Origin of the sequence: Ideonella oryzae (assembly GCF_024055665.1) — a bacterium.
GTDB lineage: Bacteria > Pseudomonadota > Gammaproteobacteria > Burkholderiales > Burkholderiaceae_C > Ideonella > Ideonella oryzae.
This window is the reverse complement of the sequence record NZ_JAMXMC010000010.1, coordinates 96,316-118,201: the sequence shown is the minus strand read 5'-3', so window position 1 is coordinate 118,201 and position 21,886 is coordinate 96,316. Positions and strand designations below refer to the sequence as shown.

Sequence of the window (21,886 nt, the reverse complement as noted above, 5' to 3'; positions counted from 1 at the left end):
GGGGTGTTCATCACAGCAGATCTCCTAGGTAGGGGGCAGGGGTGGAATCGGTGTCGGGGGTGTCCTGGGCCAGCCGCGGGCGGCGCGGCTTGCGGGCGGGGGCGGTGCTGGCGCGGCCATCGACCGGGGCCAGGGCCTGGCGCAGCTCGGCCAGCGGGTCGTCGGCGGCGGTGTCGTGCAGGCGCAGGGCTTCCTGCACATGACCGATGTGCTCGGCCATCAGGGCCTCGGCCGCGGCGGTGTCGCCCCGGGCCAGGGCCTCGACGATCTGCACATGCTCGCCGCAGGAATGCTCGGCGTCGTGGGTGGACTGGTAGAGCATGGCGATCAGCGTGGTGCGGGCGGTGAAGTCGCGCAGCGTGTCGGCCAGCAGCTGGTTGCCCAGGCACTCGGCCAGGCAGACATGGAAGTCACCCAGCAGGTAGCTGCGCCGGCCCACGTCCAGGCCCTGGAGCGAGGCCTGCTCATCCTTCAGATGCTGCTGCAGGCGCCGGAGCTGGGCCGGCTTCATCGCGCTGGCGCTGCGGATCAGCCCGGTCTCGATCACCCGGCGAGCCTCGAAGGCCTCGCGGGCCTCGGCTTCGGAGGGTTGCACCACGAACCAGCCGCGGCGGGCACTCACGGTGACGATGCCGCGGGCGGCCAGCTGCATCAGGGCCTCGCGCACCAGGGTGCGGCTGCAGTCGAACAGCAGGGACAGGGGCTGTTCACCCAGGCGGGCCCCGGGGGCCAGCTTCTGGGCCAGGATGGCGGCCACGATGCGGTCGGCGATGTCGCTGGAGGTCATGGTGCAGGCAAAGCGTTTGGCCAGACCACCTGCGAAAACCGTGCCCGCTGTCTACAGGCCTTGTATGCAAGATTGGTGCATCAAGACTGTGCACAAAACCTGCCGGGCGCACCAAGCCGCACGCCCGGGCGCGGCGGGCGCGCCAGCGTGGGGCGAACGATCGGCTGGGGGGTGTTCAGCGCGGAGCGGCGCGCCAGGCCTGCACGGCCTTCATCGTCTCGGTGATGTGGCCCTCGGGGTTCAGGCTGCTGTAGACATGCAGGATCTTGCGGTCCGGGGCGATGACGAAGGACACCCGGTCGGCCATGCCGGGGATCAGCATCAGCCCGGCGTCGTAGGCTTTGATCACCTTGGCGCCGTCGTCGGCGCCCACCGCGAAGGCGCTGCGGCAGGCCTCGGTGCTGAACTTCTTCACCGTCTCCAGGGTGTCGTTGGACAGGCCGATGACGGTGGCGCCCAGGGCCTTGAACTGCGGCGTGGCCTCGGCGAACAGGTGGGCTTCCACCGTGCAGCCGCTGGTGAAGGCCTTGGGGTAGAAGTACAGCACCACCGGGCCCTGCTTCAGGGCCTGGCTGAGCGTGAACTTGAAGGGCTGGCCGCCCAGGGCGGCATCGACCGTGAAGTCGGGCGCCAGGGCCCCCACGGTCAGGGCGGCCTGGGCGCTGGCGGGCAGCAGGCTGGCGCCACCCGCTCCCAGCAGGCTGGCGAGCAGGGTGCGGCGGGACAGGGGGCGGGCGAACGTCGGGGGCTGCGGCATGGAACGAACCTCCAGCCGCGGATGCTAGCCGGGGCCCTCAGCGCAGGAAGTCGGTCTGCGGCGGTCGCCCTGGCAGCATCAGGGTGGTCGTGCGCGGCGCGCTGGCGGCCAGCTGCACCCCGCGGCGCCACACGCCCAGGCGCTGGGCCCGCAGGCGCAGGGCTTCCACCGGGTCACGGGCCTGCAGCAGCACGAAGCTGGCTTCGCGGCCCACGGCCAGGCCGAAGTGGTCCAGGCCCAGGATCCGGGCCGGCGCGGTGGTCACCGCCTCGAAGCACTGGCGCATCGCCGCCTGGCCGGTCATCTGGGCCACATGCAGGCCCATGGACGCCACCTCCAGCATGTCCGCCTGCCCCAGGCTGTACCAGGGGTCCATCACGCAGTCGTGGCCAAAGGCCACGGTCAGGCCGGCAGCCAGCTGCTCGGGCACGCGGGTCATGCCGCGCCGCTTGGGGTAGCTGTCGTGCCGGCCCTGCAGCGTGATGTTGATCAGCGGGTTGGCCACCACGTTCAGCCGGGCCTCGGCCATCAGGGCCAGCAGCTTGCTGACGTAGTAGTTGTCCATGCTGTGCATGGAGGTCAGGTGCGAGCCGGTGACGCGGCCGTGCAGGCCCAGGCGCTGGGTCTCGAAGGCCAGGGTCTCGACATGGCGCGACAGCGGGTCGTCGCTTTCGTCGCAGTGCATGTCGACACGCTTGCCCTGCTCGGCCGCCAGCTCGCACAGCAGCTTCACGCTGGCCGCGCCCTCGGCCATGGTGCGCTCGAAGTGGGGAATGCCGCCCACCACGTCCACGCCGCGGCGCAGCGATTCCTTCAGCAGCTCCAGCGCGCCCGGGCTGCGCAGCACACCGTCCTGCGGAAAGGCCACCAGCTGCAGGTCGAGGTACGGCGCCACGCGCCGCTTGACCTCCAGCAGCGCGTCCACCGCCAGCAGACGCGGGTCGCACACGTCGACGTGGCTGCGGATGGCCAGCAGGCCCTGGGCCACCGCCCAGTCGCAATAGGCCAGGGCGCGCTCGATCAGGGCCTCGGCCGTCAGCAGGGGCTTGAGCTCGCCCCACAACGCGATGCCCTCCAGCAGCGTGCCGCTCTGGTTGACCCGCGGCAGGCCGTAGCTCAACGTCGCGTCCATGTGGAAGTGGGCGTCGACGAAGGGCGGACTCAGCAGCAGGTCGCCCGCATCCACCACTTGGGCGGCGGGCGCGGTGGCGGGGCTGAGCTCTTCCTCGATGGCGGTGATGTGGCCGTCCTGCACGGCCACTCCCATGCGGGTGCGGCCATCGGGCAGGCGGGCGTTGTGGATCAGCAGGTCCAGCATGGGGGTCTCGGCAGGTGGGGCAGGGCGCTCAGCGCTCGCCCTTGCGGTAGGGTTTCATCAGGGCCTGAGGGTAGCGCGCATGGCGGGCCACCAGCACCAGGGCCAGGATGGACAGGGCATAGGGCAGCATCAGGTAGACCTGGTAGGGCAGGGGGCTGTCGCCGCTCTGCTGCAGACGCAGCTGCAGCGCGTCGAAGAAGGCGAACAGCAGGGCGCCCAGCAGCGCCTTGCCCGGCCGCCAGGAGGCGAAGACCACCAGGGCCACGCAGATCCAGCCGCGGCCGTTGACCATGTTGAAGAAGAAGGCATTGAAGGCCGCCAGCGTCAGGAAGGCACCGGCCACGCCCATCAGCGCCGAGCCGGCCACCACCGCCCCGGTGCGCACCGCCCGCACCGGGATGCCCTGGCCTTCGGCGGCCTGCGGGTTCTCGCCCACCATGCGCACCGCCAGGCCCAGCGGCGTGCGGTAGAGCACCCAGCCGATCAGCGGCACCAGTCCCAGAGCCAGCAGGGTCAGCGGTGTTTCCTGGTTGAGCACCGGCAGTGGCAGCCAGTCCATCGGCCCGAAGGGCGTGATGGTGGGTGGCGTGCTGACCTTGGGAAAGGCCACCCGGTAGCCGAAGTAGCTCAGGGCGGTGGCGAGCATCGTGAGGCCCAGGCCGGCCACATGCTGGGACAGGGCCAGGCCCACGGTCAGTGCGGCCAGCAGCAGGCCGGCCAGCGCGCCCACGGCGGCGGCGGCCAGCACCCCGCCCCACAGCGGGGCCCCCTGGTAGACGGCCAGCCAGCCGGCGAAAGCGCCGGCCACCCAGATGCCCTCCACGCCCAGGTTCAGCACGCCGGCGCGCTCGCACAGCAGCACACCCAGCGTGCCCAGGATCAGCGGCGTGGCGATGCGCAGCACCGCCACCCAGAACTCGGGCTGCGTCAGCAGCGACAGCAACTCGCTCATGCCGCCCCCTGTCCCGCGGCCGGCGAACGCACCAGGCGGTAGCGGGCCGCCAGCGCAGCCACCAGCACCGACAGCAGCGCGGTGGCCACGATCACGTCGGCCAGGTAGGTGGGCACGCCGACGGCGCGGCTCATGCTGTCGGCGCCCACCAGCACGCCGGCCACGAAGACGCTGGCCAGCACCACGCCCAGCGGGTGCAGGCCGGCCAGCATGGCGATGACGATGCCGCTGTAGCCGTAGCCCGGCGACAGGTCCAGCGTCAGGTAGCTGGTGCGGCCGGCCACCTCGATGGCCCCGGCCAGCCCGGCCAGCGCGCCCGAGAGCAGGGCCACCAGCACCACGGTGCGCTGCACCGGCACGCCGGCAAAGGCGGCGGCGCGGGCATTGGCGCCCACCGCGCGGATCTGGAAGCCCAGCACCGTGCGGCGCATCAGCGCCCACAGCGCGCCGGCCAGCACCAGCGCCCACAGCAGGCCGGTGTGCACGCGGGTCTGCGGCACCAGCTTGGCCAGCTCCAGCTCGGGCTGCAGGGCCACGCTCTGCGGCCAGCCCATGGCCAGCGGGTCCTTCATCGGGCCATCCAGCATGGCGCCGATGAACAGCGCGACGATGAAGTTCAGCAGCAGGGTGGTGACCACCTCGTCCACGCCCAGTCGGGCCTTCATCAGGGCCGGGCCCAGCAGCAGCAGGCCGCCGGCCAGCGCGGCGGCGGCCATCATCAGCGGGAACAGCAGCCAGGGGGGCAGCGCGAGGCCGCCGCCATCGTGCAGGCCGCCCACCGCCACCGCGGCCAGCGCGCCCAGGTAGAGCTGGCCTTCGGCGCCGATGTTGAACAGCCGGGCCTGGAAGGCCACGGCCGCGGCCAGGCCGGTCAACATCAGCGGCACGGCGCGGGTGAGGGTCTCGCTCCAGGCGAAGACGGAGCCGAAGCCGCCTTGCAGCAGCAGGCCCCAGGTGGTGGCCACCGGCGCACCGGCCCAGGCCACCAGGACCGAGGCGATCAGCAGGGTGAAGGCCACGGCCGCCAGCGGCGCCAGCAGCAGCGCGCGCGGGGAGGGGGTGGCACGGGGTTCAAGTCGCAACAGGGTCTCCTTGCGGGGTCTCGGCGTGGCCGGCCATGGCCAGGCCGATGGTCTCGCGGGTCCAGGCCTGGGTGGGCCGGGCGGGGCTGAGGTGGCCGCCGTGCATCACCGCGATGCGGTCGCCCAGGGTCATCACCTCGTCCAGGTCGTCCGACAGCAGCAGCACCGCGGCCCCGGCATCGCGGGCGGCCAGCAGCTGGGCCTGGATGGCGGCCACCGCGCCCACGTCCAGGCCCCAGGTGGGCTGGTGGGCCACGATGAGGCGGGGCGGGCAGCCATCGGGCGAGCGCAGCGCGCGGCCCAGGATCAGCTTCTGCATGTTGCCGCCCGACAGCGCGCGGGCGGGCACCTCAGGGCCACCGCCGCGCACGTCGAACTCGCGCACCAGTTGCGCGGCGTGGGCCCGGGCCGCTGGCCGGCGCACCCAGCCCCAGCGCGAGAAGCGGGGCTCGGCAAAGCGCTCGGCCACCGCGTTCTCCCACACCGGCAGGTCGCCCACCACGCCGGTGCCGTGGCGGTCTTCGGGAATGCGGGCCACGCCCTGCTGCACCAGCCAGGCCGGCGCGGCGCGCAGCGGCTGGCCCTGCAGCGTCAACGTGCCGCGGCTGGCGCGGCGGGTGCCGCACAGCAATTCGGCCAGCGCCACCTGGCCGTTGCCGGAGACGCCGGCCACCGCCACGATCTCGCCGGCCCGCAGGTCCAGGTCGATGTGGTGCAGCTGTTCGCGCGGGTGGCCCTCGGTGCCCACGCCCCGCAGCGCGCAGACCACCGGGCCGTCCGGGTGCTCGGCCGGGTGGCGCTCGGTGCGGGCCACGGTCTGGCCCACCATCCACTGGGCCAGGGTGGCGGCATCGGTGTCGGCCGCGCGGGCCTGGGCCACCAGCCGGCCGGCGCGCAGCACCGCCACCCGGTGCGAGACGCGCAGCACCTCGCCCAGCTTGTGGCTGATGAAGATGATGGCCAGGCCCTGGGCGACCATCTGGCCCAGGGTGTCGAACAGGGCCTCGCTCTCCTGCGGGGTGAGCACCGCGGTGGGTTCGTCCAGGATCAGGATGCGTGCGTCGCGGTAGAGCGCCTTGAGGATCTCCACCCGCTGGCGCTCGCCCACGCTGAGCGTGCCCACCCGCGCTTCGGGCTGCACCGTCAGGCCAAAGCGCTGCGCCACCGCCAGCAGGCGCTCGCGCGCCGCGCGGCGGCGGGTGAAGGGCTGCCACAGCGGCTCGGTGCCCAGCATCACGTTGTCCAGCACCGTGAGGTTGTCGGCCAGCGTGGAGTGCTGGTGCACCATGCCGATGCCGGCGGCCAGCGCAGCCCGGGGCTGGCCGGGCGGCAGCGGCCGGCCGTGCACCAGGATGTGGCCCGCGTCGGCCGTGTAGTGGCCGAACAGGATGGACATCAGCGTGCTCTTGCCCGCGCCGTTCTCGCCCAGCAGGGCCAGCACCTCGCCGGCCTGCAGGTCCAGCGAGATGCCGTCGTTGGCGGTCAGCGCGCCGAAGCGCTTGGTGATGCCCGACAGGCGCAGCACCGGCGCGGTGGCCGCGCCGGTCGTCGTGTCGTCTGAAGTCACAAACTCACTGGGCGCTGGACTTGGGTTGCTTGTCGTCCACCTTGACGGTGAAGCTGCCGGCCAGGATGGCCTTTTCCTTGGCCTTGACCTTGGCGACCACGTCGGCCGGCACCTTCTTCTCGAAGGTGCCCAACGGCGCCAGCTCGGAGCCCTTGTACTTCATGGTCGAGTAGATGCCGTAGTCCTCGGCGGCGAACTTGCCGGCCTTGACCAGCTGGATGGCGCGGTCCACCGAGGGCTCCATGTTCCAAAGGGCCGAGGCCACCACGGTGTCGGGGTACTTGTCCTGGGTGTTGATCACATTGCCGATGGCCAGCTTGCCCTTTTCCTTGGCGGCGTCGCTCACACCGAAGCGCTCGGCGTAGAGCACATCGGCGCCCTTGTCGATCATCGCGAAGGTGGCCTCCTTGGCCTTGGGCGGGTCGAACCAGCTGTTGATGAAGCTGACGGTGAAGCTGACCTTGGGGTTGGTTTCCCTGGCGCCGGCCATGAAGGCGTTCATCAGGCGGTTCACCTCGGGGATGGGGAAGCCGCCGACCATGCCGATCTTGTTCGTCTTGGTCATGGCGCCGGCGATCATGCCGCTCAAGTAGGCCGGCTCCTGGATGAAGTTGTCGAAGACCGCGAAGTTGGGCGCCTGCGGCTTGCCGGAGCTGCCCAGCAGGAAGGCGGTCTTGGGGAAGTCCTTGGCCACCTTGCGGGCGGCGGCCTCCACCGCGAAGGCCTCGCCCAGGATCAGCTGGGCGCCGCCGGTGGCGTACTCGCGCATCACGCGCTCGTAGTCGGCGTTGGCCACGTTCTCGGTGGCCTTGTATTCGATCTCGCCACGCGCCTCGGCCGCCTTCAGCGCCTTGTGGATGCGGCTGACCCATTGCTGCTCGAAGGGCACGGTGTAGACCGCGGCGACCTTGATCTTGGTGTCGGCCGCCAGGGCCAGACCCGGGGTGGCGAGCGCCAGGGAGCCGGCCCAGGCCAGCAGCGAACGGCGGGAGGTCATCTTCATCAATCTCCAGTGAACGGGTTGAACGAACAGCGATGCACCGAGGCAGTGTGCACGGTGCCATGCGGACCACTTTGGTGCAAGTCATGTGCCACCCGATGCGCTCGACCGGCTTGGGGCCAGAATGCCGGCCATGTGGTACGGGTCCTGCATCGCCCGACCTGTCTGCCGGCCCGCGGGCCGGTGCCTTCTTCCGGAGTTTGCCGATGACCGCCGCACTGCCTGCCATCGCCTTTGACCGCATCGGACGAGACCGCCTGCCCGCGCTGCTGCGCACCATGCCCAAGGCCGAGCTGCACATCCACATCGAGGGCTCGCTGGAGCCCGAGCTGATCTTCAAGCTGGCCCAGCGCAACGGCGTGGCGCTGAGCTACCCCAGCGTGGAGGCTCTGCGTGCGGCCTATGCCTTCACCGACCTGCAGAGTTTCCTGGACATCTACTACGCCGGGGCCAGCGTGCTGCTCAAGGAGCAGGACTTCTTCGACATGGCCTGGGCCTACCTGGAGAAGGCCGCGGCCGAGAACGTGGTCCACACCGAGATCTTCTTCGACCCGCAGACCCACACCGCCCGCGGCGTGCCGATGCAGACGGTCATCCTGGGCCTGCACCACGCCTGCCAGCGGGCGCACCAGGAGCTGGGCCTCAGCGCCAAGCTGATCCTGTGCTTCCTGCGCCACCTGAGCGAGGAGGACGCGCTGGCCACGCTGGAGGCGGCGCTGCCCTGGCGCGAATACTTCATCGGCGTGGGCCTGGACAGCTCCGAGCGGGGCCACCCGCCGGAGAAGTTCGCCCGCGTGTTCGCCCGGGCCGGCGAGCTGGGCCTGCACCGCGTGGCCCATGCCGGCGAGGAGGGCCCGCCCGCCTATGTGACGAGCGCCCTGGACGTGCTGAAGGTCGAGCGCATCGACCACGGCGTGCGCAGCGTGGAAGACCCGGCCCTGATGGACCGGCTGGCCGCCGAGCGCATGCCGCTGACGGTCTGCCCGCTGTCCAACCTGAAACTCTGCGGGGTCAAGGACCTGGCCGATCACCAACTGCCGCAGCTGCTCTCGCACGGTCTGGTGGCCATGCTCAACTCCGATGACCCGGCCTACTTCGGCGGCTACCTGAACGCCAACTACCTGGCCTGCTTCGAGGCCATGCCGGCGCTGGGGGCCAAGCAGGCCTACATGCTGGCGCGCAACAGCTTCGAGGCCAGCTTCGTCAGCGCCGCGCAGCGGGCGCAGTGGCAGGCCCAGCTGGACACCGCCTTCCGCGCCGCCGCCGCGGCTTGAGACCGCTCAGAAGATCGCCTTGAACTGCGCGCCGAAGGTGCGCGGTTCATTGACGAAGCCGGTCAGGTTGTTGAAGTCGATCGCCCCGTTGACCACCACCTTGTTGGTGATGTTGCGGCTGAAGGCGGCCAGCTCGTACTTGCCATCGCCCCAGATGTAGCCCAGGCGCAGGCCGCCCTGGGTGAGGGCCTTGCCGGTGAACTCGGTGGCCTCGTACAGGAAGAAGTTGACCTTGCTGCGGTAGGTCCAGTCGGTGTAGAGGTAGACCTCGCTGCCGTCGGCCATCGGGATGCTGTAACGCAGGTTGGCGTTGGCCACGTACTTGGGTGCCTGTGGCAGCGGGTTGCCGTCGATGTGGTACGTGCCGCTGACGGTGCCGGCCGGGTCGGTGACCGTGCACATGGCGCAACCGGCCACCACCAGGCTCTTGTCCTTGATCTTGGTGGTGTTCACGCTGCCGTTCAGGTTCAGCAGCAGGTTGTCGCTCAGGTAGGCGTCCAGCGTCATCTCGAAGCCCTGGCCCATGGACTTCTTCGCGCTCAGCAGCAGGGTGGAGTTGGTGGCCCCGCCCACGGCGGTCAGCTGCTGGTTCTTGACGTCGTAGTGGAAGACGTCGGCCGTGATGCGGGCGCGGCGGTCGAACAGCTCGGACTTCACGCCGGCCTCGTACGAGGTGTTGGTCTCCGGCGCGGCGTCCGACAGGGGGTTGAAGGCCGAGGCCGGCAGGATGCTGGCGCCGCGGTAGCCGGTGGCCACGCGGGCGTACAGGTTGGTGTCCTTGCTGACCGACCAGGTGGCGGCCAGATCGCCCGTGACCTTGTGGCCCGAGACGGTGTCGCTCAGGCCGGCGCTGTCATCCACGGCCACGTCGCCCGGATCGGTGCTGAGCTTCTTCCAGTCGTGGGTGTAGCGCAGGCCGGCGCGCAGCTTCACATCCGGGGCCACGGCGTAGTTGACCGAGCCGAAAGCCGCCCAGGAGTTGTTGCTCTGGGTGGTGGTGGACAGGCCGGTCTGGGCGCCGCCGGCGAAGACGGAGTCGTAGCTGTAGGCATCCATGTCGTACTTCTCGTGGAAGAAGTACAGGCCGCCCTGCCAGCTCAGCGGGCCGGCGGCGGTGGATTCGGCGCGCAGTTCCTGCGTCCACTGCTGGTGGGCGCGCAGGCCGTCGGCGGTCTCGCTGGAGAAGGGGATGGTGCCCGGGCCCATGGACGGGGCGTAGGAGGCGCCGTAGCCACCGTCCACGTCGCCGCGGCTGTAGGAGTGCACCTTCTCGAAGCCGGTGATCGAGTGCAGCTTGTAGCCGTCGAAGGCCCAGGTCAGGTGGGCGCTGGCGCCGGTGCTGCTGAGCTTCTGCTCGTTCTTGCCGTCCAGGTAGACCTTCTTGATGTCGAAGTCATCCACCAGGTCGTTCGTGCCGGGCTGGATGATGTTGGCGCGGAACAGGCGGGCGCTGCCGTCCAGGTTGCGGGCATGCACATTGAACAGGGCCGAGAAGTCGGTGCCGGCGCCGTACAGCAGCTGGGCGCGCACCGCGTTGTCGTCGTAGCCTTCGAGCTTGTGGGTCTGCTGGGGCACGGGCGCCTCGTTGGTCACCCAGTTGTCGCGGTGCTGCGACTGCACCGAGATGCGCGACTGCCATTGCGCATCGATCGGGAGGTTGACGGCACCTTCCAGGTTGGTGGTGCCGTAGCTGCCGTAGCCCAGGCTGGCGTAGCCGCCGAAGGTCTTCTGCGGCTTGACCGAGTCGAACTTGACCACGCCGGCCGGGGTGTTGCGGCCGAACAGCGTGCCCTGCGGGCCGGCCAGCACTTCCACGCCTTCGCTGTCGAAGATGGGGAAGCCCTTGAGGATGGGGTTCTCCTGCACGATGTCGTCCAGGATCAGCGACACCGGCTGCGAGGCGTTCAGGCGGAAGTCGGTGTTGCCGTAGCCGCGGATGTAGAAGCGCGGGAAAGCCCGGCCGAAGGAGGACTCGATGTTCAGGCTGGGCACCCGGCCCGAGAGCATCCGCAGGTCCTCACCGCTGGAATTCAGCGTGTCCAGGGCCTCACCGCGCAGCGTGGTGATGGCCATCGGCACCTCCAGCGCGTTCTCCTCGCGCCGCTCGGCCGTCACGGTGATGGTGGTGAGCTTGCCGGCTTCGGCCGTGCCAGCTTCCTGGGCCTGCACGGGGGCGTTCGGCAGCAGGGCCGCCAGGGCGGCCAGGCTCAACAGGGAGGGGCGCAGGGCAGCGGCACGCCGGGCGGCGGCGGTGTGGCGTGATGACATGGGGGGCGGGTTTGCAAAGTTGTTATGCCCTGCGTAAAGCAACCCATGTGCCCGGATGGGAGCCCCATCAAGGGGCGGCAGGCACCCCGTTCTGCCACTGGTCCCAATGGGCCACGATGTCGCGCACCAGTGCGCCGCCGACGCGGGCCAGGTTCTGCGTGGCGGGCACGAAGCCCCCGGTGGCGCCGGTGGTCGACGCCTGCAGCGAGGCCTGCGCCGTCTGACCCGGGTAGGGCCGGTCGAAGTTGGAGCCGGTGCGCAGCACGGCCAGGCGCGTCAGGTCCACCTTGCCGGCCGCCGCGGCGCGCTCCAGCGCGTTGTAGCTGGCGTTGTCCTCCTGCTGGGTGGTGCAGTAGCGGCCCTGGCCATCGGTCATCAGCTTGACCCAGTCGCGCACATGCTGGCCCAGGCGGTGGCCGTGCCACCAGGTGTCGCCGCCCGCGGTGTCGCACTGGATCACCGCGGGCGCCCGGGCCGCGGGGCTGTTGCGAGGGTAGTGGGCCCGGTAGGCCTGGGCCTGCGGGCTGTCGGCCAGCGGCACCTCGCGGCTCAGGGCCAGGGCCTTGGTCACCAGCGCGTCGTTCAGGCGCGCCACTTCGGTGCGGTACTCCAGCTTGGGCTTGATGCCGGGGCCGGCGGTCAGCACGCCGAAGTAGCCGGTCTTCCAGTCCTTGGGCATCTCGCGGGCGTCGATCTCGTGGGCAATGCCGGTGTCGACCAGCCAGCGGGCCCAGGCCGCGCTGCCCAAGGTGCCCTGGGCGGGGTCGATGCCGGCGATGCCGGCGATCAGGAACCAGGTCTTGCGCAGGTCCAAACGCGGGTCCAGTGTGACCGCCAGCACCGAGGCGGCCGCGTTGGCGTGGCCCATGCCGGTGGTCAGGAGGCAGACGTCGTCGCGGTTGCAACGCAAGGCCGGGTAGTCAGGCGACAGGCCCGGCACCGGGATCGACTCGGTCAGCTGGAAGGGGTCGATCCAGGGTTCGGCCTCGGGGCCGAACATGGAGATGACCAGGACCTTGACCGGGCGCGGGGCGGTCGCTGCGGTCTGGGCCTGGGCCAGGCCGCTGGCCAGCAGCAGGGCGCACAGTGCGCTTGCCGGGCGGACCACGTGGCGAAACAGGCGGCGGCTCATCGGGCGGCTCCTCGGTGGGCACGCACCGCCGTGACCGGTGAGGTCCAGGCCCGTAGGAAGGACAGGGTCAGCTCGGCCTCGTTGGCCTCGGCCAGACCGCTGGCGAACAGTGCGCCCACGTCGGCGTTGAAGCCCTCGGCGCCGGCCAGGTCGCTCAGCGAGCGGAAGGCGATGTAGGGCACCTGATTGGCTGCGGCCACATGGGCCAGCGCGGCGGTCTCCATTTCGAAGGTCTGGGCCTGCAGGTTCTTGAACAGGTACTCGCGGTAGGCGGCATTGGCCAGGAACACCGGGCCCGAGACGCCACGGCCGCCCACCAGCAGGCGCGGCTGTTCCTTCACGCAGAGCTTCTCGTCCACCGAGCCATCGGCCTGCCGGGCCTTGGGGCCGCAGCGTTGCAGGCGCGGCTGCAGCGTGCGCACGGTGGCCAGCATGGCCGCATCCACCGGATAGTCGAAACGGTACTCGCCCTGCGGCGCATTGGCGGCGTTGAGCAGGTAGGTGCCGCGCGGAAACTGGTGCTGGAAGGGGGGCAGGGCTTGGCCGTCCGGCGCGGCCAGGTTCAGGCCCAGGCAGCTCAGGTCACCGGTGGGGCCGCAGGGCGCGGGCAAGGTGTCGCTGTCGTTCCAGAAGGTCTCCAGCGGCATGGCCCAGCGGTCGGGCACGGTCACGTCGCCCACATGGTTGGCGGGGTTCACGCCGCCCGCGATGCCGCTCATCACCAGACGGTCGATGCGGAAGTGGTCCAGCAGCTGCTGGGTGGTGAGGGTGGCGTTGACGATGCTGACCCCGCTGAGCACCACCACCACGCGGTGGCCTTCGAGCTCGCCAGTGGTGAAGCGTTTGCCGGTGATCGTCCAGGCCTTCGGGTGCTGCAGCCGAGCCAGCAGAAGGTCCGCCTCGGCCCCGAAGGCCGAGACGATCCCGATGCGGGGCGTGCAGTCGCTCAGGCAGCGGGTGGCGGTGGAGCGGGCGGCGGCCAGGGCGGCCGGAGCCGCGGCCAGGCCCAGCAGGGCCGCGGCACAGACGGCCAGGGCGGTCCGGCCAAGACGGGGAAGAAGTTTCATGGCGCGTCGGGCAAGCAAGTGGGATGCCCGGCCGCGCTCAGGCGCTGGCCGGGGGTGGGGTGGGCGACGGGCCAGGTGCCGGTGCCTGGACGGGGCGGCTGCCCACGCGGATGGCCCAGTGCAGCAGGCCGGCCAGTGCCAGCGTGAGCAGGCTGCCCCCGGCCCAGACGGCGCCCAGCAGCCAGGGGATCCAGGCAGCGACGCTGCGCAGCACGGCCTGCAACAGCTGGACCATGGCGGCCAGCAGGGCGTCCCAGCCGGGCAGCCAGTGGTCCAGCCAGCCTGCGGCGGGGCTGGCGTCCAGCCACTCGCGCAGGTGGCCGACCCAGGCTGGGTCGTGGGTCAGCAGCGCCCACACGGCCCAGACGGCACCGCTCCAGAGCGCCAGGCCCACGGCGGTGACGGTCCAGAGCAGCGTGATCATGGCCGGCGGTCGCTCAGCGGAAGATCAGGTACAGCGCGCCCAGGATGGCCACCCACTTGAGCACGTAGTAGGTGGGCCGGGACTTGGCCTTCAGGGCCTTGCCGGCCAGGCGCAGCTTGTAGCCGTGGGCAAAGATTTTGTTGACCAGGCCGATCGACTCGCCCTCGACGTTCTGGGTGCGTGCGGCATTCAGCACGATGCGGCCGAAAAAGCGGTTGAACCAGGCCAGCGGCGCGGTGTAGACCGGACGCTCCACGTCGCAGAACAGGATCACCCGCTGGTGCTCGGTCTTGTTCTCGGCGAAGTGGATGAAGGTCTCGTCGAACATCATCGGCTGGCCGTCATGCCAGGAGCGCCGTTCGCCATCGACCTCGATGAAGCAGTCGTCCGAGTTGGGCGTGACCAGACCCAGGTGGTAGCGGATGGAGCCGGCGAAGGGGTCGCGGTGACGCACCAGGCGTGCGCCCGGTGGCAGCGAGGTGAACATGGCGGCCTTGATGCCCGGGATCTGGTTGACCAGCTCGACGGTGCGCGGGCACAGCTTCATCGCCGAGGGCATGTCCTCGCCGTACCACTTCAGGTAGAAGCGCTTCCAGCCGGTGCGGAAGAAGGAGTTGAAGCCGATGTCGGTGTAGCCCTCGGCGGCCTTGATGAAGCCCTCGTCGTTCAGGCGCAGGGCCTCTTCGCGGATCTCCTGCCAGTGGTCCTGCAGCGGCTTCAGGTCCGGGAAGTCCTTCTCGTTCAGCCAGGCCTTGGCCGGCACCTTGGAGCCCAGGTACAGCAGGGCGTTGACGGGTGCCAGCAGCACGGTGAAGTCGGTCAGCGCCCGCACGAGGCCGAAGCGCACCTTGCCCCGGAAGTGGGCGTAGAGCGCCGAGGCGATGAAGATGGCCAGGACCCAGTAGCGCAGCGGGGGCATCCAAGCTTCCATGAGTGACACGTTTGCAAGCGTAAAGATGGAATGTTAGCCCTCCGTCCAGCCCCCGGGGCGTGTCAGGTCAAGCGCGCCTCAGCCGGCCTGCCAGACCAGCACGGCCACCTCCGGGCCCAGGGCCTCCACCACCAGCAGGCCGGCGCCCCGCACGGTGTAGGTGTCACCCGCCCCGAGGAAGTGGTCTTCGGCGTCGTGGGCTTCGGTCACCCAGGCGCGGCCGGCCCGCAGCCGCAGATGCAGGCCCGCCACCCCGGTGCGGCTGAGGACTTCGCCGGGCGCCAGCGCCAGGGTGGGCGGGCCCAGCTCGACTGGCAGCCGGGGCGTGCTGGTCGCCGCCACGGGGTGCGCGCCGGCGGGTTGGGGGCTGCGGTCGCGCCGCAGGGCGGAAAGCGGGGAGAGGGGCAGCGTGTTCATGGCCTCCACGGTAGGGCGCCAGCGGCCCGCGGCCCAGCCACAGACAGGGGCCAGTGCAGGGGCCACAACCGGGCCCGCGGCGCGGCTGTGCTGGTCCGGTTCGGGGACATCTGTATTGGTTGGCGTGGGGGTGACCCATACAGAATCGGCGCATGAACAGCGCTGCCGACACCCTGTACCTGCAGATTGCCGAATCCCTGGCCGGGCCGATCCGGGCCGGCACGCTGGCCCGCGGCGAGCGCATTCCCTCGGTGCGCGAGCTGGCGCGCGAGCGCGGGGTGTCGCAGGCCACCGTGGTGCAGGCCTACCGCACGCTGGAAGACGCCCGGCTGATCGAGGCCCGGGCCCGTTCCGGCTACTTCGTGGCCGCCCGGCCCCGCCGTCTGCCGGAGCCCGAGCCTTCGGTGCCGCCGGTGGCCTCGCTGGACGTGGACGTCAGCGCCATGGCCAGCGAGGTCATGCGCCTGGCCACCACGGAAGATCACATCTCCTTCGGCGCCGCCTGCCCCACCGCCGACCTGTTCGACGAGGAGCGGGTGCGACGGGCCGTCAGCCGCGCCACCCAGCGCCACCGCAGCACCCTGTGCCAGTACCCGCTGGGGCCGGGCGACGAATCGCTGCGCCGCGCGGTGGCCCGCCACACCCTGCGCATGGGCTGCGGCCACGAGGCCAAGGACATCGTCATCACCAACAGCTGTCTGGAGTCGATCAGCCTGTGCCTGCGCGCGGTGACCAAGCCGGGCGACGTGGTGGCGCTGGAGTCGCCCACCTACTTCGGCCTGTTGGAGATCGTCGAGAACCTGCACCTGCGCGCGCTGGAGATTCCCACGCATCCGCGCACCGGCATGTCGGTCGATGCGCTGCAACTGGCCTTCGACACCCAGCCGGTCAAGGCGGTGCTCATCGTGCCCACGCTGAGCAACCCGCTGGGCGCCTGCATGCCGCTGGCCGAGCGCAAGCGCCTGGCCCAGATGGTGGCCGAGCGCGGCATCCCGCTGATCGAGGATGTGCTCTACAACGACCTGGTCGAGCAGGAGGACAAACGCCGCGCCGTGGCCTCCTTCGACCCCAGCGGCCACGTGATGCTGTGCGGCTCCTTCAGCAAGACCGTCGCGCCGGGGCTGCGCCTGGGCTGGGTGGCGCCGGGGCGCTGGCTGGACAAGCTCTCGCGCATGAAGGCCACCACCTCCGGCGGCCAGGCGGTCATCCTGGAGCGGGCCCTGGCCGATCTGCTGACCCAGCCGGGCATCGAGGCCGGCTACCGGGCATTGCGCAGCACCATCGCCGCCCGGGTGGACGAGGCGCGCGATCTGATCGCCCGCCACTTTCCCAAGGGCAGCAAGGTGACCGACCCGCCCGGCGGCTACATCCTGTGGGTGGAACTGCCCGAGGGCGTCGACTCGATGGCCCTGTACCGGGCCTGCCTGGCCGAGCGCATCTGCATCGCCCCGGGCACCATGTTCAGCGCCACCGACCGCTACCGCCGCTTCATCCGCCTGGGTGTGGGGGGCCGCTGGGACGACGCGCAGCGCGCCGGCCTGAAGCGGGTGGGGGCGCTGGCCTGTGGGCTGGCGCAGGCCCCGGCCGCCCAGGGCTCCGCCGAGCCGTCCCGGTTGGCGACGGACTGAGCAACCGGCTCACACCCCGCCGCCCAGAGCCTGGTACAGCGTGACCTGGTTCTGCAGCCGTGCGAGCTGGTTCTCGGCCAGCGCCACCTCGGCCGTGCGGCGGCTCTCCTGTGCGTCCAGCCAGTCCTTGAGCGCCACCGCGCCGTGGCGGTAGCGCACCTCGGTCATGGCCTCGACCTGTCGGGCGGCCGCCAGGGAGCCGGCCAGCCATTCACCCTGGTGGGCCAGGGCCTCGCGGTTGCTCAGGGCGTTCTGCACATCGGCCAGGGCGTTGTAGAGGGTCTGGCGGTAGCCGATGACCGCGCTTTCATAGGCCGCCTGGTTCTTGGCCTTGCTCAGGTGCATCTCGCGCACCCGCAGGAAAGGCAGGGTCAGGCCCGCGCCCAGCGTGCCCACCGGGTTGGACAGCAGCTGGCTCAGCGCGTTGCTGCTGCTGCCCAGGGTGCCTGTCAGGCTCAGCGTGGGGTAGTAGGCTGCCGCGGCGGCGTCGTTGCTGGCCAGGGTCTCGCGCAGGCGCAGCTCGGCCGCGCGCAGGTCGGGCCGCCGCCCCAGCACCTCGGCTGGCACGCCGGCGGCCACCGGCGGCAGGGGTCGCTCGGGCAGGGCCTGCGGCTCCTGCGGCAACAGCGCGGCCAGCGCGTCGGCGCTGGGTGCATGGTCGAACAGCAGCACCAGGGCATGCCGGGCCTGCGAACGCTGCTCGGCCAAGGCGGACAGGCTGGCCTGCTGGCTCAGCACGGTCTGTTCGGCCTGCTGCCGCTCCAGGCCTGAAACGGCGCCGGCTTCGTACTGGGCTTGCACCAGGTCCCGGGTGCGTTGCGCGTGGTCCAGGCTGGCCTGGGCGCTGGCCACGCGCTGGTTCAGGTAGGCCAGTTGCCAGTAGTCCAGCGCCACCGTGCCGGCGATGCTCAACGCCGTGGCCTGGCGGTCCTGCGCGGTGGCCTGGGCTTCCCATTGGGCCGCGTCGCTCAGTGCGGCCAGGCGCTGCCACAGGTCCACTTCCCAGCTCGCGCCCAGGCTGGCGCCGTGGGTCTGGCTGCGGGTGCCGGTGTGGTTGATCGCCCGCTGAGACTGACTGCTGAGGCTGGCGCTGGGCACCGGCCAGCGGTCGTTGTCGGCCAGCTCGGCGGCCAGCTGTGCCTGCTTCACCGACAGGGCGGCCACCGCCATGTCGGCATTGCGTCGCAGGGCTTCGTCCACCAGGGCGCTCAGGGTGGGGTCCTCGAAGCGGGTCCACCAGTGGTCGGTGGCAGCGGTCGCCGGAGCTCCGGGCGGCGCCGGGGTGTCCCACTGGGTCGGCACGGCCGGTTGGGGCGCGCTGTAGGGCGTGCGGGTGAGGGCGCAGCCGCTGGCCGCCAGCGCGAGGGCGGCCAGGGTCAGCGCCTGGAGCGGTAAGAAGCGTGAACGTGCGGCCATGGGATCAATCACGGGACAGGGCCTCGACAGGGTTGAGCCGGGCGGCGCTGCGGGCCGGCAGGTAGCCGAACACGACGCCGATCAGCGTGGCGCAGAGGAAGGCGGCCCCCATGGCCGTGGACGAGAAGGACAGGGCAAAGTCCCGGCTGAAGTGCGAGAACACCGCGCCGAAGCCCAGGGCCCCCGCGATGCCCAGCACACCGCCCAGCAGGCAGACCAGCACGGCTTCGATCAGGAACTGCTGCTGGATGTCGCGCTGGTGGGCGCCCACAGCCATGCGCACGCCGATCTCGGCGGTGCGCTCGGTCACACTCACCAGCATGATGTTCATCACCCCGATGCCGCCCACCACCAGGGAGATGACCGCGATGGAGGCGATCAGCAGGGTCATGGTCTGCGTGGTGCTCTCGATGGTCTGGCGGATGCTGTCGGTGTTGAGCACGTAGAAATCCACCCGGCCATGGCGGCGCTCCAGCAGCTGGTTGATGCCCTGTTCAGCGGCGGCCATCGGCGCCGCATCGTCCACCCGCACGGTGATGCTGCGCAGATAGCCCTGGCCGATCAGCCGCCGCATGGCGGTGGTATAGGGTACGAAGATGTTCAGGCTCTCGCTGTTGGGGCCGAAAGCGCTGTCCTTCTTGGCGGTGACGCCGATCACATAGACCGGCATGCTGCCCAGGAACAGCACTTGACCGATCGGGTCGCCGGTGGGGAACAGCTTCTTCTTGGCGTTGTCATCGATCACCGCCACCTGGGCGTAGCGGCGGATGCCGCCGGCATCGAAGGCGGTGCCCAGGGCCATGTCCAGCCCCTTGACGCGGAAGTACTGGTCACCCACGCCGGTGACGTTGACCGAGGCGTCGATGTTGCCCACCCGCGCAGTCACGGAGGTCTGCACATTGGGTGTGACGCTGTCCACGTAGGACTGCTCGGCCAGCGCGTCGGCGTCGTCCGGCCGCAGGGTTTGGATGCGCGCGGAGCGCGGGTCGCCGAAGCCCTGTCCCGAGAACACCTCGATGGTGTTGGTGCCGATGCTGCTGATGTTGGCCAGCACCTTCTGCTGGGAGCCGCGGCCCAGGGCCACCACCGACACCACCGAGGCGATGCCGATGATGATGCCGAGCATGGTGAGCAGGGTGCGCAGGCGGTGTGCGTTCATGGCCAACAGGGCCATGTGGAAGGCCTCGCCCAGGCTGTCGGCCGTGGCTCGCCAACGGCTGGCCAGGGTGGGCGTCCTGGCCGGAGCCGGAGGTGTGCGGGGGGCGGTGGTGCCGTCGGGTGCGGCGTGCATCGGCGTGTTGGGCGCATCCGAGACGATGCGTCCGTCCTTCAGCTCCACGATGCGCTCGGCGTGGCGGGCCACGCCCATGTCGTGGGTGACGATGATGATGGTCTGGCCCTGGGCGTGCAGTTCGCCCAGGATGCGCATCACCTCTTCGCCCGAGCCGCTGTCCAGCGCACCGGTGGGTTCGTCGGCCAGGATGACGCTGCCACCGTTCATCAGCGCACGGGCGATGGACACCCGCTGCTGCTGGCCGCCGGAGAGCTTGCCCGGAACGTGCTGGGTGCGCTCGCCCAGCCCCAGGCGCTGCAGCAGGGCCTGCGCGCGGCTGTGGCGGGCGGAGGCGGGCAGGCCGGCGTAAATGGCCGGCACCTCCACATTGCCCTGCGCTGTCAGGTCCGACAGCAGGTGGTAGCGCTGGAAAATGAAGCCGAAGTGTTCGCGCCGCAACTCGGCCAGCTCGTCCGGGCTGAGCCGGGCCACCTCGCGTCCGGCGATGGCGTAGCGGCCGCGGCTGGCCTGGTCCAGGCAGCCGATCAGGTTCATCAGCGTGGACTTGCCGGAGCCCGACTGGCCCACGATGGCCAGCATCTCGCCCGCATGGATCTGCAGGTCGATGTCCTGCAGCACCGTCAGGGTGCCTTCGCCCGCAGGGAAGTCTCGGCCGACGCCGCGCAGGTCCAGCAGCGGTGCCGTGGGGGTGTGTTCGCTCATGGGATGCCGGCGTCAGAACATGGGCGGGCCCATGCGCCGCTGACCGCTGCCCGTGGTCGAGGCCGCGCTGGCCGCGTTGCCCAGCACCACCTGTTCGCCTTCACGCAGGCCGTCCAACACCTGGGCCGTCACGCTGTTGTTGATGCCGATCTTCACCATCCGCGGCTGCGGCCGCCCGTCCGGCCCCACCACCTGCACCTGGGTCTGGCCGTCCTTGCCCCGTGGGCCCAGCGCGCCCGCCGGAATGGTCAGGGCCTTCTGGGCGGCGTTGCGCACGATGTGCACGGTGGCCGTCATCGAGATGCGCAGCAGATGGTCGGGGTTGGGGACGTCGAACTTGCCGTTGTAGTAGATGGCGGTGGCGCTGGTCGTGCTGGTGCTGGAACTGCTGGAGCTGGAGGTGCTGCTGCTGGAGCTTGAGCTGATGCTGTCGGTGGCCGGCTCGATGCTGCGCAGTGTGGTGTCCCAGCGGCGGTCGGGCTCGCCCAGGATGTTGAAGTACACCTTCTGGCCGGGCTTGACGCTGGTGATGTCGGCTTCAGAGATGTAGGCCTTGACCGTCATGGTGTCCACCTGGGCCACGATCAGGATGGTGGGCGTGGACTGGTTGGCGTTCACCGTCGTGCCTTCCTCCGTCACCACCGCCACCACCTGGCCATCGATGGGCGAGGTGATGCGCGTGTAGCCCAGGTTGACCTGGGCGGTGTCCACGGCGATGCGGGCCGCCTCGACCTGGGCCTTCAGCGCCTCCACATTGGCGCGGGCGGTCTCGACGCCTTCCTGGGCACTGTCCAGATCCGCCTGGGCGCTGGCGTCCGAGCGGCGCATCTGCTGCTGACGGGTCAGGGTGCGTTGGTTCTGCGCCAGCGTGGCCTGGGCTGACTTCAGCTGGGCCTGCACATTGGCCTGGGTGGTCTGTGCGGTGCGCAGCGTGTTCTGCTGCGTCATCGAGTCGATCTCGGCCACCAACTGGCCCTTCTTGACCATGTCGCCCAGGGCCACCTTGAGCGACTTGACCTGGCCTGACACCTGGGCACCCACGCTGACCTGCTTGAAGGCCTGTAGCGTGCCGTTGGCCAGCACGGTGTCTTCGATGTCGGCCCGCTGCACCGGGGCAGTGATCAGTGCCGGCGGGGCGGGCGGACGCAGGAAGAAGTGCTGCACCGCCAGTGCCGCCAGCACCAGCACGATGGCACCCAGGACCAGGCGCCGGGCGCGCGGGGAAGAGAGCTTCATGTGACGAGAACGAGAAGTGTTCTCGCGACTGTCGCAGCGCCTCAGGTCTGGGGTTTTGCTGCTCTGTGAAGGGGCTTCACGAAGCTAGGGGGACAGCTCGGGACGAGCCCCGGGGCCGGGGCTCGCCAAGCATCACTTGCTGCAGTGGCCCTTCTGAGCCATCTCCAGGCCGGAGACTTCCTTCTTGCCTTGCTCGTCGCTCACCAGCTCGAGGTTCGCGCCCCCGACCACCACGCCGAGCTTGATGTACTGCCGCACGAAGTAGTTCTTTCCGGCAGCCGTGGTGAGCGGCAGGACGTTGGGCGAGAACTCCGATTCGGTGGCGATCTTGTGCTCGGCATCGCCGGCCACTTCTTCGTAGAAGAAGACGTTGGAGGCCGACTCTCCCAGGCACTTGTCGTCGATCCAGATGTCCTTCTTCAGCGCGGCGCCAAAGCTGCCGGAGCGGTAGACATAGACGCCGGACTTGCCCGCCGCCGGCGGGTTGAACTGTTTGGCGGCCTTCGAGACCTCCTGGCCTTCCATCGGCACGGAAGCGCAGCCGACCAGCATGAGAAGAGAGAGTGCGGAAATGTGGGTTGCGTAGCGCATGAATACTCCAAAGGCGGGCGCCATCGACACGTCCATGTTTCTA

At 70.3% G+C, this 21,886-nt stretch carries 19 protein-coding genes; 2 read left to right on the top strand and 17 right to left on the bottom strand.

Going from position 1 to position 21,886, the window contains the following annotated elements; translation table 11 throughout:
- Positions 1–10: 10 nt before the first annotated feature.
- From M0L44_RS17435 to M0L44_RS17405, 7 genes are all read right to left on the bottom strand, one after another.
- Positions 11–787: a GntR family transcriptional regulator gene (locus M0L44_RS17435; RefSeq protein ID WP_252771089.1), complete on the bottom strand. Its 777-nt coding sequence runs from the start codon at positions 785–787 to the stop codon at positions 11–13.
- 175 nt (positions 788–962) lie between these two features.
- The gene (locus tag M0L44_RS17430) at positions 963–1,544 is read right to left on the bottom strand and encodes a peroxiredoxin (RefSeq protein WP_252771087.1); all 582 of its coding nucleotides are present in this window, start codon (positions 1,542–1,544) and stop codon (positions 963–965) included.
- A 37-nt stretch (positions 1,545–1,581) separates the two neighbouring features.
- The gene (locus M0L44_RS17425) at positions 1,582–2,862 is read right to left on the bottom strand and encodes an amidohydrolase family protein (RefSeq protein ID WP_252771086.1); all 1,281 of its coding nucleotides are present in this window, start codon (positions 2,860–2,862) and stop codon (positions 1,582–1,584) included.
- Between the two features lie 28 nt (positions 2,863–2,890).
- Positions 2,891–3,814 carry an ABC transporter permease gene (locus tag M0L44_RS17420; RefSeq protein ID WP_252771085.1) on the bottom strand — a complete coding sequence of 308 codons (924 nt, stop codon included), beginning with the start codon at positions 3,812–3,814 and terminating at the stop codon, positions 2,891–2,893.
- Positions 3,811–4,896, bottom strand: a complete 1,086-nt coding sequence (locus M0L44_RS17415; protein WP_252771084.1) for an ABC transporter permease — start codon at positions 4,894–4,896, stop codon at positions 3,811–3,813. The genes M0L44_RS17420 and M0L44_RS17415 overlap by 4 nt, the downstream gene beginning before the upstream one ends.
- On the bottom strand, positions 4,886–6,463 hold the full coding sequence (locus M0L44_RS17410; protein WP_252771083.1) for an ABC transporter ATP-binding protein: 1,578 nt from the start codon (positions 6,461–6,463) through the stop codon (positions 4,886–4,888). The genes M0L44_RS17415 and M0L44_RS17410 overlap by 11 nt, the downstream gene beginning before the upstream one ends.
- 4 nt (positions 6,464–6,467) lie before the next feature.
- Entirely contained in the window at positions 6,468–7,460 is a 993-nt protein-coding gene (locus M0L44_RS17405) for a BMP family protein (protein ID WP_252771185.1), read from the bottom strand.
- A gap of 209 nt (positions 7,461–7,669) precedes the next feature.
- Here M0L44_RS17405 and M0L44_RS17400 point away from each other — a divergent pair, with 209 nt between their 5' ends.
- Positions 7,670–8,737 (top strand): adenosine deaminase, encoded by a 1,068-nt coding sequence (locus M0L44_RS17400; protein ID WP_252771081.1) that lies wholly within the window; start codon positions 7,670–7,672, stop codon positions 8,735–8,737.
- A gap of 6 nt (positions 8,738–8,743) precedes the next feature.
- Here the strand turns inward: M0L44_RS17400 and M0L44_RS17395 are convergent, their stop codons facing one another.
- The 6 genes from M0L44_RS17395 to M0L44_RS17370 form a co-directional block, all read right to left on the bottom strand.
- Positions 8,744–11,005 carry a TonB-dependent receptor gene (locus tag M0L44_RS17395; RefSeq protein ID WP_252771080.1) on the bottom strand — a complete coding sequence of 754 codons (2,262 nt, stop codon included), beginning with the start codon at positions 11,003–11,005 and terminating at the stop codon, positions 8,744–8,746.
- Positions 11,006–11,072: 67 nt separating this feature from the next.
- Positions 11,073–12,137, bottom strand: a complete 1,065-nt coding sequence (locus tag M0L44_RS17390) for a purine-nucleoside phosphorylase (RefSeq protein ID WP_252771079.1) — start codon at positions 12,135–12,137, stop codon at positions 11,073–11,075.
- Entirely contained in the window at positions 12,134–13,204 is a 1,071-nt protein-coding gene (locus M0L44_RS17385) for a 5'-methylthioadenosine/S-adenosylhomocysteine nucleosidase (RefSeq protein ID WP_252771078.1), read from the bottom strand. Before M0L44_RS17385 ends, M0L44_RS17390 begins: the two co-directional genes overlap by 4 nt.
- 37 nt (positions 13,205–13,241) lie before the next feature.
- On the bottom strand, positions 13,242–13,628 hold the full coding sequence (locus tag M0L44_RS17380) for a hypothetical protein (RefSeq protein ID WP_252771077.1): 387 nt from the start codon (positions 13,626–13,628) through the stop codon (positions 13,242–13,244).
- A 13-nt stretch (positions 13,629–13,641) separates the two neighbouring features.
- Positions 13,642–14,538 (bottom strand): aspartyl/asparaginyl beta-hydroxylase domain-containing protein, encoded by an 897-nt coding sequence (locus M0L44_RS17375; protein WP_252771184.1) that lies wholly within the window; start codon positions 14,536–14,538, stop codon positions 13,642–13,644.
- 99 nt (positions 14,539–14,637) lie between these two features.
- Entirely contained in the window at positions 14,638–14,976 is a 339-nt protein-coding gene (locus tag M0L44_RS17370) for a DUF2917 domain-containing protein (protein ID WP_252771076.1), read from the bottom strand.
- A gap of 152 nt (positions 14,977–15,128) precedes the next feature.
- Between M0L44_RS17370 and M0L44_RS17365 the strand changes: the two genes are divergently transcribed.
- Positions 15,129–16,604, top strand: a complete 1,476-nt coding sequence (locus tag M0L44_RS17365; protein ID WP_252771074.1) for an aminotransferase-like domain-containing protein — start codon at positions 15,129–15,131, stop codon at positions 16,602–16,604.
- 9 nt (positions 16,605–16,613) lie between these two features.
- Here the strand turns inward: M0L44_RS17365 and M0L44_RS17360 are convergent, their stop codons facing one another.
- From M0L44_RS17360 to M0L44_RS17345, 4 genes are all read right to left on the bottom strand, one after another.
- Positions 16,614–18,020, bottom strand: a complete 1,407-nt coding sequence (locus M0L44_RS17360) for an efflux transporter outer membrane subunit (protein WP_252771073.1) — start codon at positions 18,018–18,020, stop codon at positions 16,614–16,616.
- 4 nt (positions 18,021–18,024) lie between these two features.
- Entirely contained in the window at positions 18,025–20,016 is a 1,992-nt protein-coding gene (locus M0L44_RS17355; RefSeq protein WP_252771072.1) for a MacB family efflux pump subunit, read from the bottom strand.
- A 12-nt stretch (positions 20,017–20,028) separates the two neighbouring features.
- Positions 20,029–21,252 carry an efflux RND transporter periplasmic adaptor subunit gene (locus tag M0L44_RS17350; protein WP_252771071.1) on the bottom strand — a complete coding sequence of 408 codons (1,224 nt, stop codon included), beginning with the start codon at positions 21,250–21,252 and terminating at the stop codon, positions 20,029–20,031.
- Between the two features lie 132 nt (positions 21,253–21,384).
- Complete coding sequence (locus M0L44_RS17345; RefSeq protein WP_252771070.1) at positions 21,385–21,879, bottom strand: DUF2846 domain-containing protein; 495 nt, start codon at positions 21,877–21,879, stop codon at positions 21,385–21,387.
- Positions 21,880–21,886 lie beyond the last annotated feature (7 nt).

Bases quoted from the DNA above. Each gene is read 5' to 3' on its own strand.
- M0L44_RS17435 (WP_252771089.1), bottom strand. From the start codon at position 787: ATGACCTCCAGCGACATCGCCGACCGCATCGTGGCCGCCATCCTGGCC.
- M0L44_RS17430 (WP_252771087.1), bottom strand. From the start codon at position 1,544: ATGCCGCAGCCCCCGACGTTCGCCCGCCCCCTGTCCCGCCGCACCCTG.
- M0L44_RS17425 (WP_252771086.1), bottom strand. From the start codon at position 2,862: ATGCTGGACCTGCTGATCCACAACGCCCGCCTGCCCGATGGCCGCACC.
- M0L44_RS17420 (WP_252771085.1), bottom strand. From the start codon at position 3,814: ATGAGCGAGTTGCTGTCGCTGCTGACGCAGCCCGAGTTCTGGGTGGCG.
- M0L44_RS17405 (WP_252771185.1), bottom strand. From the start codon at position 7,460: ATGACCTCCCGCCGTTCGCTGCTGGCCTGGGCCGGCTCCCTGGCGCTC.
- M0L44_RS17400 (WP_252771081.1), top strand. From the start codon at position 7,670: ATGACCGCCGCACTGCCTGCCATCGCCTTTGACCGCATCGGACGAGAC.
- M0L44_RS17395 (WP_252771080.1), bottom strand. From the start codon at position 11,005: ATGTCATCACGCCACACCGCCGCCGCCCGGCGTGCCGCTGCCCTGCGC.
- M0L44_RS17390 (WP_252771079.1), bottom strand. From the start codon at position 12,137: ATGAGCCGCCGCCTGTTTCGCCACGTGGTCCGCCCGGCAAGCGCACTG.
- M0L44_RS17385 (WP_252771078.1), bottom strand. From the start codon at position 13,204: ATGAAACTTCTTCCCCGTCTTGGCCGGACCGCCCTGGCCGTCTGTGCC.
- M0L44_RS17380 (WP_252771077.1), bottom strand. From the start codon at position 13,628: ATGATCACGCTGCTCTGGACCGTCACCGCCGTGGGCCTGGCGCTCTGG.
- M0L44_RS17370 (WP_252771076.1), bottom strand. From the start codon at position 14,976: ATGAACACGCTGCCCCTCTCCCCGCTTTCCGCCCTGCGGCGCGACCGC.
- M0L44_RS17365 (WP_252771074.1), top strand. From the start codon at position 15,129: ATGAACAGCGCTGCCGACACCCTGTACCTGCAGATTGCCGAATCCCTG.
- M0L44_RS17360 (WP_252771073.1), bottom strand. From the start codon at position 18,020: ATGGCCGCACGTTCACGCTTCTTACCGCTCCAGGCGCTGACCCTGGCC.
- M0L44_RS17355 (WP_252771072.1), bottom strand. From the start codon at position 20,016: ATGAGCGAACACACCCCCACGGCACCGCTGCTGGACCTGCGCGGCGTC.
- M0L44_RS17350 (WP_252771071.1), bottom strand. From the start codon at position 21,252: ATGAAGCTCTCTTCCCCGCGCGCCCGGCGCCTGGTCCTGGGTGCCATC.
- M0L44_RS17345 (WP_252771070.1), bottom strand. From the start codon at position 21,879: ATGGACGTGTCGATGGCGCCCGCCTTTGGAGTATTCATGCGCTACGCA.